The following is a 13,022-nucleotide window of genomic DNA, read 5'->3' on the forward strand; positions in this document are numbered from 1 at the left end:
AGCCCCGCGTCCCACAGCGGGTGGCACAGCTCGCGCATCCACTCGCCGAAGGCCTCGCCCTCCGCCTCGCCCTCGGCGATCGGATCGGCGCACAGGATCATCAGGTCGATGTCGCTGTGCGGGCAGTGCTCGCTGCGCGCGAGGCCACCGACGACGACGATCGCCAGCTTGCCAAAGCGCGCCAGGGCGCGACCCACCGCCTGGGCGCAGGGCGGCGTGATCAATTCGATGATCCGCTCGGACAACTGCACGAGCAGCTCGCCGCCTCCCCTTCCTTCGAGCAGCCCGGCGCGGACGGTCTCTCGCGCCTGCTCGAGGGCGGCGCGCAGCGCCATGGCGTCGGGCGGCACCGGGAGGGTCGCGTCGTGCTCGAGGACAGACACGCGGAGATTGTACGGATTCGCTGGCTCCCGACCAGCCTCTACCCGGGCTGGACCGCGCCTGAAACGAAGTCCACCCGCGCGCCGTTGGGCTGGCTGACCGCGCCCGAGCAGGCCCAGCCCTCGGCGAGCTCGACCTCGATCTCCACCCGGCCTTCGTTGCGGCGCACGTCGGTGACGGCGAGCTCGGGGCTGCGCGGGCGCGCGGACGCGAAGGTCGGCATGGCCCCGGCGCCGTCGATCCACAAGAGCAGGCGCTGGCTCGACAACAAGCGGCGCTCGACGGTCACCGGGCCGGCCCCCGAGAGCTCGAGCTGGACCCCCGTCGAGCCCTCGCCGATGGCCAGGCGGGTGAGGATGACCAGGCCCCGAGCCAAGCTGGGGTCGCGGTGCGGGACCAGGCTCTCGTGGCCCTCGTCGAGGCTCGGCGGCGGCGGGAGACGGGCCAGCAGCGGCTCCTCGCCGACGACGGCGGTCCACAGATCGAAGCCAGGTGTCGGGGGCTCGTCGGCCTCGCCCGCTTCGCTCGGGCCGGGCTCCGGTGCTTCCTCGGGCGCTGCCTCGGCTCCTGCCTCGGCTCCGGGCTCGGGACGATCGGGCTCGGGGCGGTTGGCCTCGGGTCGCGCCGGTGTACCGACGGGGGGCTGCTCCGGGGGGTCCTCGGCGGCCACGCTCGGCGGCTCGGGCAGGCGGACCCCGGCGATGCCCTCTCCACGGGGCTCGGCCTCGACCGCCGCGGGGCCATCCGCGTGGGCGAGCACGGGCAGCTCGCCCCCACCGTCGATGGCCTGCAGCAAGCGCGCCGCGTGGCGGTGTTGGGGCGCGCTCGAAGCAAAGAGCTCGCCGCGCAGCGCCGGGTTCAGCTCGCCGCCGCGAAGGCTCGCGCGCGCCCGAGCCAAGAGCGCGTCCTGGTTTCCGAGCGATCCTGCCGGCGGTGGCCCGGCCCGATTCTCCCGAGTCACCGGGCCCGCGGGCGCAGGCTCGGCCTCGACCCCCGAGGTCTCGGCGTCACTCGGCCCCCCGCCGCACGCGGCCCCCAGCAGAAACACTGCGAGGCATGGGCCTCCGAGCGAGGTGGCGGAGATTGGGTGTCGAGACCTCGACCGCACCCGCGCAGCTTAGCCCAGCTCCCCCGTGGACTCGGACCGCCCCGCTCGCTTTCGCGCTTCCCTTCTGCGCGCCGGCCAAGGTGGCCCAAAAGAGCACCGATCGGCCCCCAAAGTGGGGCCATTATTTTAACTCACACACTGCCGAACATTCATCGGAACACATGTAGCACCTGCCCGGTCGCTCAGTGACAAAGTGCCCGAAGCCGGCCACCCTACCCGGAATTGCCGGGAAATTCGCGATCGGTGCGGTCGCCGCCCCTGGTAGACTTTCGCTCCATTTCGACCCCCATCTCGGGGTCGAGTACCGGAGTTGGACCGCATGACCTCGAAGACCGAGCAGTCTTTTGCTGCAGCTTTGCGCGCCGCCGAAAACGCGCCCGATAGTGACGATACCTGGGATCACCTCGAAGAGCTCGCCGACGAGCTTCAAAAGCCCGACGAGGTCGCGCAGCTCTACCGCGATCTCTTGGGAGCGGGGCTGTCCGCCGAGGTCACCTCGCACCTCGCCCAGCGCGCAGTCAACTTCCACGAAGAGTGGTTCGGTGAAGAGCCCGAGGTCATCACCTCGCTGCTCCAAGACATCATCACCCGCGATCCCAGCGCCGACTGGGCCTTTGATCGCCTCACGGTCACGCTGACCGCGGCCGAAGAGTGGGATCAGCTGCTCGGGGTCTACGACCGCGCCCTCGCGGTGACCACCGACGTCGAGCTGCGCGAGCGCCTCCTCGACGACGCCTCGCAGGTCGCCAAGGACTTCGCCGATCAACAGGATCGAGCGGCCGATTACATGGTCAAGCTGCTCGAGCTCGACCGCTCGAACGCCAAGCTCGAGGCCAACCTCGCTCGCTTGCTCGAGCGGCGCGAGCGGTGGGAGGACCTCATCGAGCTGTGGCGCGGGCGCCTGCCCAACCTCAGCGCCGTGGAGGCCCGCAACCTCCGCGTCGACATCGCGGCCTGCTACCTCGACAAGCTCGACGTGCCCGAGCGCAGCCTCGACGAGCTCGAGGCCCTGCTCGAGGAGAGCCCCGGCCACGAGGGCGCCTGCGCCCTGCTCGAGCGCCTGCTCGGCCACGACGCGGCCCCCCTGCCCCTGCGCCGCCGCGCCCTGTCCCTGCTGCGCAAGAACTTCGACTCCGCCGACCGCCGCGACGACGTCATCCGCGTGCTCGAGCAGGCCCTGCTGTTCGTCGACGACGACGAGAAGTCGACCCTGCACCGCGAGCTCGGCAGCCGCCTGGGCATCGCCGGCGAGGACGGCCGGGCGATGCAGCACTACGCGGCGCTGCTGACCATCGACCCCAACGACGCCGACGCCCGCAAGCAGCTGCGCCAGCTGGCCCAGCGCTCGGGGCAGCACGACCTCTACGCCGCGGCCTTGGTCGCCGCCGCCGAGGCCAGCGAAGGCGGGCAGCGCACGACCTTGATGGTCGCGGCGGCCCACGCCTACCGCGATCTGCTCGGCGACAAGGAGCAGGCCGCCGAGCTCTACGCCCGGGTGCTCGAGACCGAGGACCTCGACCAGAGCACGGCCCTGGCCGCCGCCCACAGCCTCGCCGAGCTGCTCGCCGAGGCCGGCGAGGACGCCCGCCGCCTCGACGTGCTCGAGACCCTCGCGCGCCTCGAGCGGGTCGCCGCCGTGCGCAAGACCATCCTCGGCGACGCCGCCCGGCTCGCGGCCCAGCTCGGCCAGGCCGACCGCGCCCTCGCCGACTGGAACCGCCGGCTCGAGATCGACGGCGACGACCTCGAAGCCCGCGACGCGGTCATCGAGCTGCTCGAGCAAAACGAGCGCTGGGACGAGCTGATCGCCGCCCTGCGCGATCGCGCCGCCAAGCCGACCCTGGCCCAGCAGCGCCGCGCCGACCTCGTGCGCACGGCCGAGCTGCTGACCGAGCTCCAGCGCCTGCCCGAGGCCATCGCCGTGTGGCTCGAGGTCCGCGAGGCCTTCGGCGACGAGACCCAGACCCTCGACGCCCTCGACGCCTTGATGGCCCAGACCGAGCAGTGGAGCGAGCTCGCCGATCTGCTCTCGGGATCCGCCGGCGAGGGCCGCGAGCGCGCCGCGTCGACCCTGGTCCGCCTCGGCGACATCCACCGCGAGCACATCGGCGACCTCGACGTGGCGACCCGCTACTACGCCCAGGCCCTCGGCGTCGACGCGGTCAACGAGCGCGCCCGCGACGGGCTGCGCGTCCTGCTGGGCGTCGAGAGCTGCAAGGTCGCCGCCGGCGAGGCCCTGGCCCGGGCCTTCCGCGCGACCGGAGACTGGGAGGCCGGCCTGGCCATCCTCGACGAGCGCCTCGCCGCCGCCCCGAGCCCAGCGGACCGCGCCCGGCTCCTGCGCGAGTCGGCGGCGCTCTACGAAGAGCGGGCCGACGACGCCGCCAAGGCCCACGAGCTCCTGGTCCGCGCCATCCCCTTCGCGCCCGACGACCTGACCCTCGAGCACGACCTCAACCGCCTCGCGGCCGAGACCGAGGCCTGGGCCGAGACCGCCCAGGCGCTGACCATCGCCGCCGACGCGTCCGAGTCGAAGGCCCGCTCGGCCCAGCTCCTCTATGAGGCCGGGCGCATCCACGAGCACCGCCTCGGCGACGCCAACGCGGCCACCGACGCCTACGCCCGGGCCTCCGCGCTCGAGCCGCGCCACGTCGACAGCCACGAGGCCGTGTCCCGCTGCGCCGCCCAGGCCCAGCGCTGGACCGAGTGCGCCGCCGCAGGCATCCGCACGATCATCGCTCGAGAGCGCACCGAGGGGCCGATCGTCGAGGCCCTCGAGGCCGCCGCCGAGGCCAGCGAGGCCTTCGGCGAGCTCGCCGAGGCCTTCGAGGCCGCCGTCGCCGAGCACCAAGACGGGCTCACCCCGACCCTCGCGCGCGGCCTCGAGCAGCTCGTCGCCGGGTGGTGGGAGCGGGCCGGAAACGTCGCCAAGGCGACGGCCGCGGCCGGGCGCGCCGTGGGCTACGAGGGGGCCAGCGACAACGCCCTGACCGCCCTCGCCGAGCTCCAGCGCCAGACCCACGGCCCCGAGCTGGTCGAGACCCTGCTGCGCATCGACGCCCTGAGCGAGCGCGAGCTCGAGTCCCTGCGCGAGGCCGCCGGCGTCGCCCTCGAGCTCGGGGACGACGGCGACGAGGGCCTCGCCCGCCGCACCCTGGTCCGCCTCTACCGCAAGGCCGCGCGCATGTGGTCCCGGGGCGACGAGGCCAGCGGCGAGCTGCAGCCCGAACAGGCCGCGCTGTGGGCCCTCGAGGCCCTGGTCAACCTGTGCGCCGAGGCCGACGAGTCCGAGCACGCCGTGCGCCTGCTGCTCGACGGCGCGACCTTGCCCGTGGACGTCGAGCAGTCCCAGAGCATGCGCCGCCGGGCCGCCGCGATGCTCGCCGACGCGGGCGAGTACGGCCGCGCCATCGATCTGTACATCGGGGTCATCGCCGAGGACGCGGCCAACCTCGAGGACATCGCCAAGGTCGCCGAGCTGTGCGAGCAAGAGGACCGGGTGTCCGAGCTCATCAGCCTGCGCCTGCGCGAGCTCGAGATGACCGAGGACGCCGATCGCCGCCTCGAGATTCGCCTCGAGCTCTCGCGCCTGACCGGCGTGCTCGAGTCCCGCGGCGGTCGCATCGAGACCCTGCGCGCGAACCTCGAAGAGCGCCCCGGTCACCCCGAGTCCATCGCCGCGCTGTCCGAGCTCCTCGACCACCGCGGACGCTACGACGAGCTGGCCGAGGTCCTCGAGGTTCAGGCCGCCAAGGTCCTCGACGCCGGGGACACCGAGGCTGCCTCGGGCCTGTTCCTGCGCACGGCGCAGCTGGCCGAGTCCCGCCTGGGCGACAAAGAGCAGGCCACCCGCGCCTACCTGCGCGTGGTCGAGCTCGCGCCCAGCAACGCGGCCCTCGACGCCCTCGCTCGCCTCTACGCGAGCCAGGACCGCCCGGACACCGCGGCGACCTACCTCGAGCGCCGCCTCGAGGACACCCCGGACAGCGAGCGCGTGGCGATCCTGCTCAAGCTCGCCCGGGCGCGGATCGCCGCCGAGCAGCGCGAGAAGGCCGTCCAGGCCCTCGAGACCGCCTTCGCCGAGGCCCCGCGCAACGGCGAGGTCCGCAAGCTGTTGATTCGCCTGCACCGCGAGCGCGACGACATCGCCAGCCTGGCGCGGACCCTGGCCACGGCCGCGGGCGCCGTGGGCGACCCGAACACCGTGGTCGCCTACGCCCGCGAGGCCGCCGAGCTCTACGACACCCTCGGGACCCCAGAGGCGGCCGTGCCCGTGCTCGAGCGCGCCCACGAGTTCGCCCCCGACGACCGGGACCTGCGCCTGATGCTCGCCGACGGCCTGCGCGGCGCCGGTCGCCTCGACGAGGCCCGGGAGCTGCTCGAGGCCCTGATCGCCAGCTTTGGCCGGCGCCGCTCGGCCAAGCGCGCCGTGGTCCACAGCCGCCTGGCTCGGGTCGCCAGCGCCCAGGGCAAGGTCGAGGAGGCCATCGATCAGCTCGAGCGGGCGTCCAAGATGGCCGCCGGCGACGTGCTCATCCTCCGCGACCTGGCCCAGACGGCCCAGTCCGCCGGGCAGCACGACCGCGCCGAGCGGGCCTACCGGACCTTGCTGCTGAGCCTGCGCCGGGCCGGCAAGGACGCGCCGATCGGCGCCGGTGAGGTCTACCTGGCCCTGGCCGCCATCGCCGACGAGCGCGGCCAGGCCGACAAGGCCGCGGAGCTGCGCGAGTCCGTGCTCGAGGCCGTGACCGAGGACGACTCCCAGGCCCCGCGGATCCAGGCCGCCCTGCGCGAGCGCGAGGACTTCGCCTTCCTCCGCCGCGTGCTCGAGGCCCGCCGCGACGGGGTCAAGAGCGCCCGCCGCAAGGCCAAGGTGCTCGCCGCCCTCGGCGACGTGCTCGAGAACGACCTGGGCGACAAGGACGCGGCCCTCGAGGCCCGGCTGCAGGCCGTCGAGGCCGATCCCAGCTCCCCGCCCCTGCACGACGCCGTCCAGCCCCTGGCGGTCGAGCTGGGCCGGACCGAGCGCTACGCCAAGCTGCTCGAGGATCGCCTCGCCGGCATGCGCCGGGGCGACGAGGCGCTGATCCGCTGCGAGCTGCTCCTGCGCCTGGCCGTGGTCATGGAGTCGCGGGAGAACTTCGACCGCGCCGACGAGCTCGTCACCCAGGCCGAGGCCACGGGCGTGCGCCAGGTCGACGTGTGGCGGGCCCAGGCGCGCATCGCCGGGGCCCGGGGCGACTCGGACAAGCAGGTCGAGCTGCTCGGCAAGCTCGCCAACCTCGGCGCCGACCAGGCCGAGACCCGGGCCGACGCCCGCTTCCGCATGGCCGAGGTCTACCTGGCCGACCCCGACTCCGTCGACGAGGGCCTGTCGGCGCTGACCGACGCCCTCGAGGACGACGCCCGCTGGGAGCGCGCCGCGATGATCCTCGGCAAGGCCTGCGAGCGCCACCCCGGCAACGACGACCTCCTCGACCTCTACGAGCGGGTCGCCCGGCGCTGCGACGACAAGGCCATCTTGCTGCACTGCCTCGAGAGCCGGCTCAAGCAGCCCGAGGCCGAGCTCGAGCGCGCCCGCGAGGCCGTCGAGCTGGGCCTGAGCCTCGAGGACTTCGAGCGCGCGGAGGCGCTGATGCACCGCGCCGTGGAGCTGGCCCAGGACCGCATCGAGGGCCTCGAGCTCGTCGACTGGGCCCTGCTCGGCCTCGCCGCCCGCCGCCGCGAAGCCGGCGACATGGTCGGCGCGGTCAAGTGGCTGACCGAGGCCGCCGAGGTCGCCGACCTCGACAAGGTCCTGCCCGAGGCCCAGCGCCTCGCCGAGGTCGCCAGCGACCCCGAGGGCGACCTGACCCTGGCCGTGAAGCTCTACGAGAGCCTCGTCGAGCGCGACCCGAGCATCCGCGACGCGTGGGAGCCCCTCGCGCGCCTTTACACCCAGCTGGGCATGGTCGACCGCCTCGAGCGCTTGGTCGAAGAGACCCTCGACGGCATCCAGGAGTCCAGCGACCGCAACGTCCTGCGCCTGCAGCTGGCCCGCACCTTCCTGCGCACCGAGGGCCGGGAGGACGACGCCGTGCCGATCCTCAACGACGTGCTGCTCGAGGACCCCGAGCAGACCGAGGCCAACCTGCTCCTCGCCGAGCACCTCGAGCGCGCCGGCAAGACCGACGAGCTCATCGACCTGCTGCGCAACCAGCTGATGGCGGCGCAGGGTCGGGAGGACGCCCCGGCCGTGCGCACGCTGAGCATGGAGCTGGCCCGCCGCCTGCGCGAGACGGACCTGTTCGAGGCCATCAACGTGATCCGGGCGGCCCTCGACGCCGACCCCGACGACGCCGAGCTGATCACCATCTTGCTCGAGTGGTCCGACGGGGAGCTCGACGAGGACGAGCGCGCGGCGCTGATGGAGCGCCGGCTGACCAACGCCGACCCCGAGCAGCTCGGGGCCATGGCCATCGAGCTCGCCGAGCTGCGCGCGGCCATGGGCGACAGCGACGGCGAGATGCGGGCGCTGCAGACCGCCTACGAGCGTACGCCCGGGGACGAGGCCGTGCGCCAGCGCCTCGAGGCTGCCTACCGCAGCAACGAGGACTGGGGCGGCCTGGTCGCCATGCTCGAGCGCGTGGCCGAGGCCACCGAGGACAAGGCCGCGCGCATCACCTTGCTGCGCGAGGCGGCCGCGGTCCAGCGCGACCAGCTGGGCGACGCCGAGGCGGCCATCGAGCTGCTGCGCAAGGCCAGCGAGGTCGACCCCGAGGACGCCCGGCTGCGCATCGACCTGGCCGCGGCCCTGGGCCTCAGCGGCCACGCCGAGGACGCCCTGGTGACCCTCAGCGAGACCCTCGAGGGCGCCGAGGACCCGGCCCTGCAGCTCGAGCTGCGCCTGGCCCGGGCCCGGGTGCTGCGCAGCGTCGACCGCCTCGCCGAGGCCATCGAGGACCTCGAGGCGGCCTACGCCCTCGCGCCGGAGGACACCCGCGCCGGGGTCGGGGGACAGCTCGAGACCGCCCTCGAGGCCCTGCGCATGGCCGCGTCGGCCGAGAACGACATGGTCACCGAGCGCGCGCCGATGATCCGCCTGGTCGAGCTGCGCCAGGCTCGGGGCGCGACCGAGGAGGCCCGGGACCTGCTGATGGCCTGGATCGACCGCTCCCGCAAGGACCGGGAGGCCCTGCACATCCTCCGCGCCATCGACGTGGCGGGCGAGAACTGGGAGGGGCTGACCAAGGTGTCCAGCCGCCTCGTCGCGCTCGAGAGCGGCGAAGAGCAGATCGCCGCGGCCCAGCTGCTGGCTCAGGCCTGCCGCGAGCTCGGCATGCCTGGGGAGGCGCGCAAGGGCCTCGAGTTCGCCCGCCGCAAGCAGCCGGAGTCTGCGGAGCTGCGCGCCGAGCTCATGGCCATCTACCGGGACATCGACGCCAAGCGCGAGCTGGCCGAGCTGCTCATCGAGGAGTCCAACGAGAGCGAGGACGACGGCGAGCGCCTGAACCTGCTGCGCGACAGCGCCCGGCTCTACCTCGAGCTCGAGGATCCCGGCGCCGCGGCGATCCCCCTTCAGGCCGTGCTCGAGATCGATCCTGGGGACTCGGAGACCGTCGGCCTGCTCGCCGACGCCTACACCCAGAGCGAGCAGTACGGGGAGGCCGAGGCCATCATCGACGCGGCCATCGAGGCGGCCCCCGCGGGTCGCTCGCCGGAGCTGGCGAGCTTGCAGCTGCGCAAGGCTCGGCTCGCCTACGCCCGCGGCGACCACCAGACGCAGCTGGAGATGCTCCAGGCGGCGTTCACCAACGACAAGCAAAACGGCTACATCGCGGCGGAGCTGGCCGACCTCGCCGAGCAGATGGAGAACTGGGACCTGGCGACCAAGGTGCTGCGTCAGATCGCGCTGATGGAGGGCGAGTGCCCGATCACGCGGGCGATGTCCTTTGTCCGCCAGGGGCGGATCTCGCTGATTCAGGGAGATACCAAGCGGGCGGTGTTCTGGGCGCGCCGGGCGACGAAGGAGGACCCGGAGTTGCCGGAGGCGGCGGCGTTGTTGGAGGAGGTCCAGGGCTAGACGGTTCGGCCTGGATACGCGAAAGAGCGGTCAGTCCCGAGGGGCTGGCCGCTCTTTTTGCTGCGAGGTTTGTGCTGGGGTTGGTTGGGGGGCTCGGCTCTGATGGAGAGCGGGCACGGGTCAAGGGGGTCGGATCCCCCGCTGTCGCCTGACGGCATGGGTTGGGCTGATCTCGATTGTCGAAGGTTGATGAAGGGCTCCTCTTCGATGAGCGCTTGGGCGGCTCCTTGCGCTGGGGGATCCGACCCCCTTGCCCCTGTTGTGCCCGTCGTCGTGCGGAGATTGTTGGCTCCGAGTCGAGCAGTCAGCGGCGTCTCGAAGCCAGGTTGGGCCCTGCCCGCTGGGGCGAACTTGGCCGCTAGTCGAAGCGCAGCAGGACGTAGCCCGAGCTGCCGGCGTAGACCGTGGCGTAGAGGCCTCCGTCGTGGGCGGGGATGAAGTCGATGCCGTCGGCGGCGGCCTCGGGGTCGAGGGATACGCCTTCGATCTCGAAGGTCTCGAGCTCTTCGCCGGACTGGCCGTCGACCAGGGCGTAGCCTCCTCCCTCCAGCTCGGTGATGACGTGGCCGGAGCAGGTCCTGCCTGCGGACCGGCCGGGGTGGGTCCAGACGACCTCTCCGGCGGGGTCGAGGGCGACGGCGTGGAGGGGGACGTCGGCGACCTCGCGCCAGTTGACCACGGTGTAGTCGCCGACGGTCCCCGGCCACGCCCGCGGGAGCTCCGAGTCCTCGGACGCGAGCTCTCGGGACCAGACCAGCTCGCCGTCGGCGGAGTAGCGGGCCAGGCCGTCGCCGATGTTGAGCCAGGCGCCAGCGAGCACCTCGCCGTTGGGCTGGACCCGGGGCAGGTAAAAGCCCGCGTCCGGCTCGACCGGGAAGGCGAACTCCACGCTGTCCGAGGTGGGATCTTGGGCCTTGCCCACGCTCGAGGCCGACTGGACGCAGGCCCGGGCGTCGAACTCACCGAAGCCCCACACCGTGCGCAGCAGGCCGTCGGGGCCCCAGCCCAGGCCTCCCGCCTGGTGGGGGCCGCAGGGCTCTGTGCGGCTCAGGAAGCGTCGCTGGCCCTCGGCGTCCCAGCTGAGCACGGTGAGGTCGCCGAGGGATCGATCGCCGCCGCCGTCGGGGTCGTAGACGATCCGGGCGTAGACGTCGAACACGGACACGAACACGCGGCCCTGGTCGTCGACGGTCACGCCCGTGGGGTCGGGGACGAAGCCGACGTAGCCGTCGTAGCGGTCGGTCCAGCGCGCGGTCCCGTCGGCGTCGTAGGCGGTGACGACGACGCCCGGCCAGGGCTCCTCGTCCCCGGGCATGAGCTCGCCGGGGACCTCGCCGACCGCGACCACGCCGCCGTCGGGGAGCGGGTGGAGCATGGGCGGGCCGTAGAACCAGTCCTCGTCCACGGTCCAGGTGACGGCGCTGACCGAGCCCCCCTCGGCGCCGTCGAGGCAGCTGTCGAGCCAGGCCACGGGCGTGTCGGTCCCGCCTTCGTCGTCGCCCCCGTCGTCGGCGGAGTCGTCCTGTGGGTCCGCGTCGTCGACGCACGCGCCGGTGAGCAGCAACGCGGGGATGGCCAGCCCAAGCGCCGCGCGCCTCAGCACGGCGGCCTCCGGCGGCGACGCAGGCCCAGGCCAAGCCCGGTCAGCGCGAGCAGCCCGAGCCAGCCGGTTCCCTCGAGGTCCCCGCCCGCGCCGGCGAGGGAGCAGCCCCGCGGATCGGGCTCTTGGTCGTCGTCCTCGCCGCCGCCGCTCTCGTCGTCGTCCTCGTCGTCTCCGCCGGTCTCGGTCTCATCCTCGGCCTCCTCTGGCCAGGTGCCCGGGTCCTGCTCCTGACCCTCGCAGGCCCCCTCGTGGGCGACCTCGACCCCGGCGCACTCCGTGGCGACGCACGCGTTGGCGTAGGTGACCCCGTCGGCGCCGCAGACCAGCTCTTCCTCCTGGGGACAGCCGCAGTAGCTGGGCTGGATGCGCGCGAGCTCGAGCAGGGTAAAGCCGTGGGTGTCGGCCCAGTCGACCAGCCCCTCGGTCTGCATGTCGAGCAGGTAGGCGGTGTTCTCCCCCTCGATGACCGCCTGGGCCAGCTCGCCGTGGCCGCTCGCGACGACCAGCTGACCCACGGCGCAGGCCCGGCCCTCGGCGTCGAAGAAGTAGGGGCGCTTGGGCGAGTGCACGGGGTTGTGGGGGAACTCGCCGGTGGTCCAGTAGCTGTGGAGCTCGTCGATCAGCGCCAGCCGAGCGTCGCGCTGGTCGGCGTCGAGGCCCCGGGCCTCCAGGGCCTCCAGGTCCACGGCGCGCAGGTCCGCCTCGACCGTCGCCAGGTGCTCTTGGATGCGCTGGCGGTCGGCCTCGAGCGCTCCGACGGCGTCGGGGGTCGGCTCGGCGGCCTGCGCGGCCACGGGAAGGAGCGCCATCACGGCGGCAGGTGCCAGCCACAGCCGGCGACGGTGGGGTGTCCAAGACAGTCGCATGCGAGTGGTTCGTGCCACGGGCGACCCGGAGCGATCACGATCGCCTCGAAAAATCAGGGCCGCTGGCTGAGGGGATAGGCGCTCAGCGGGATCGGCTGGCCCTGGGCTGTCGTGAACGTGATGGCGATGCGCCCACCCGGGCCGGACCAACCGCGCAGGCGCTCGAGGCCCGCGCCCAGCTCGGCGAGGGTGTCGACATCCTCCAGGAACAGCGACGAGATCGTCGCGCCCCGCAGCGCCCGGGCAGCCCCCGGGACGGCGCTGACCGGCGCGCCGGGTACGAGCTCGCGGATCGTCGGGACCTCGACGTCGGGATCGAGGTAGAGGCCGAGGAGCTCTTCGGCGTCGATGAGCGCCTGCTCCCGCTCGTTGGCGGCCTCGACCGTGAGCTCGAGCTCGATCAGTTCGCCGCGCTCTCCGGTCTTCGAGGGCCGGACCACGGTGACCGCGATGGCCTCGCCGGGGAGCAGCGAGCGGATGGTCTCGCCGAACAGCTGGGCAAAACGAGCGCGGCCGCGGGGGCTCGGATCGAGCTCGTCGTGGCGTCGGCCTCGGAGGGCCACGATCACGTCTCCGACGGCGAGCCCGGCCTCCTTGGCCGGCGCGCCAGCGTCGACCTCGCTGACCGTGATGCCGCTGTGGAAGCCCAGCGGGGTCACGAGCTCGGCGATCTCCGGGGCGATGTCCAGGACCACGCCGACGGTGCCCGAGCGCCCGCCCTTGCCCTCCTGGAGCGCGCGCAGGAACAGGCGCACGCGGTCGATGGGGATCGCAAAGCCGATGCCCTCGCCCCGGCGCGAGCGCGCGGTGGCGATGCCGACCAGCTCGCCGCGGAGGTTGAACAGCGGCCCGCCCGAGTTGCCGAAGTTGATCGCGGCGTCGAGCTGAATCACCGGCAGCTGCCGGTTGGCGAGGACCTCGGTGCGATCCAGGGCCGAGACGATGCCCGTGACCACGGTCGCCTCGAAGCCCACGGGCGAGCCGATGGCGAACACCTGCTCG

Annotated in this window: 6 protein-coding genes; 1 reads left to right on the forward strand and 5 read right to left on the reverse strand. The window is 73.2% G+C overall.

From position 1 onward, the window contains the following. Both PPSIR1_RS39565 and PPSIR1_RS39570 read right to left on the reverse strand, forming a co-directional pair. Window positions 1-383 (reverse strand): DUF294 nucleotidyltransferase-like domain-containing protein (locus PPSIR1_RS39565; RefSeq protein WP_006976938.1); only part of this gene is annotated, 383 nt, incomplete at its 3' end. Between the two features lie 38 nt (window positions 384-421). Further along, window positions 422-1,429, reverse strand: a complete 1,008-nt coding sequence (locus tag PPSIR1_RS39570; RefSeq protein ID WP_198154721.1) for a hypothetical protein — start codon at window positions 1,427-1,429, stop codon at window positions 422-424. A gap of 379 nt (window positions 1,430-1,808) precedes the next feature. Here PPSIR1_RS39570 and PPSIR1_RS50980 point away from each other — a divergent pair, with 379 nt between their 5' ends. Continuing rightward, window positions 1,809-9,551, forward strand: coding sequence for a tetratricopeptide repeat protein (locus tag PPSIR1_RS50980; protein ID WP_157596466.1), 7,743 nt, complete (start codon window positions 1,809-1,811; stop codon window positions 9,549-9,551). A gap of 358 nt (window positions 9,552-9,909) precedes the next feature. Here PPSIR1_RS50980 and PPSIR1_RS39580 read toward each other — a convergent pair whose 3' ends face one another. The 3 genes from PPSIR1_RS39580 to PPSIR1_RS45225 form a co-directional block, all read right to left on the reverse strand. Continuing rightward, window positions 9,910-11,154 carry a hypothetical protein gene (locus tag PPSIR1_RS39580; protein ID WP_006976941.1) on the reverse strand — a complete coding sequence of 415 codons (1,245 nt, stop codon included), beginning with the start codon at window positions 11,152-11,154 and terminating at the stop codon, window positions 9,910-9,912. Beyond that, window positions 11,148-11,963, reverse strand: coding sequence for a Kazal-type serine protease inhibitor family protein (locus PPSIR1_RS45220; protein ID WP_006976942.1), 816 nt, complete (start codon window positions 11,961-11,963; stop codon window positions 11,148-11,150). The genes PPSIR1_RS39580 and PPSIR1_RS45220 overlap by 7 nt, the downstream gene beginning before the upstream one ends. 110 nt (window positions 11,964-12,073) lie before the next feature. Further along, a partial coding sequence (locus PPSIR1_RS45225) for a S1C family serine protease (RefSeq protein ID WP_006976943.1) occupies window positions 12,074-13,022 on the reverse strand: 949 nt, incomplete at its 5' end.

Origin of the sequence: Plesiocystis pacifica SIR-1, from assembly GCF_000170895.1 — a bacterium.
GTDB classification, from domain to species: domain Bacteria; phylum Myxococcota_A; class Polyangia; order Nannocystales; family Nannocystaceae; genus Plesiocystis; species Plesiocystis pacifica.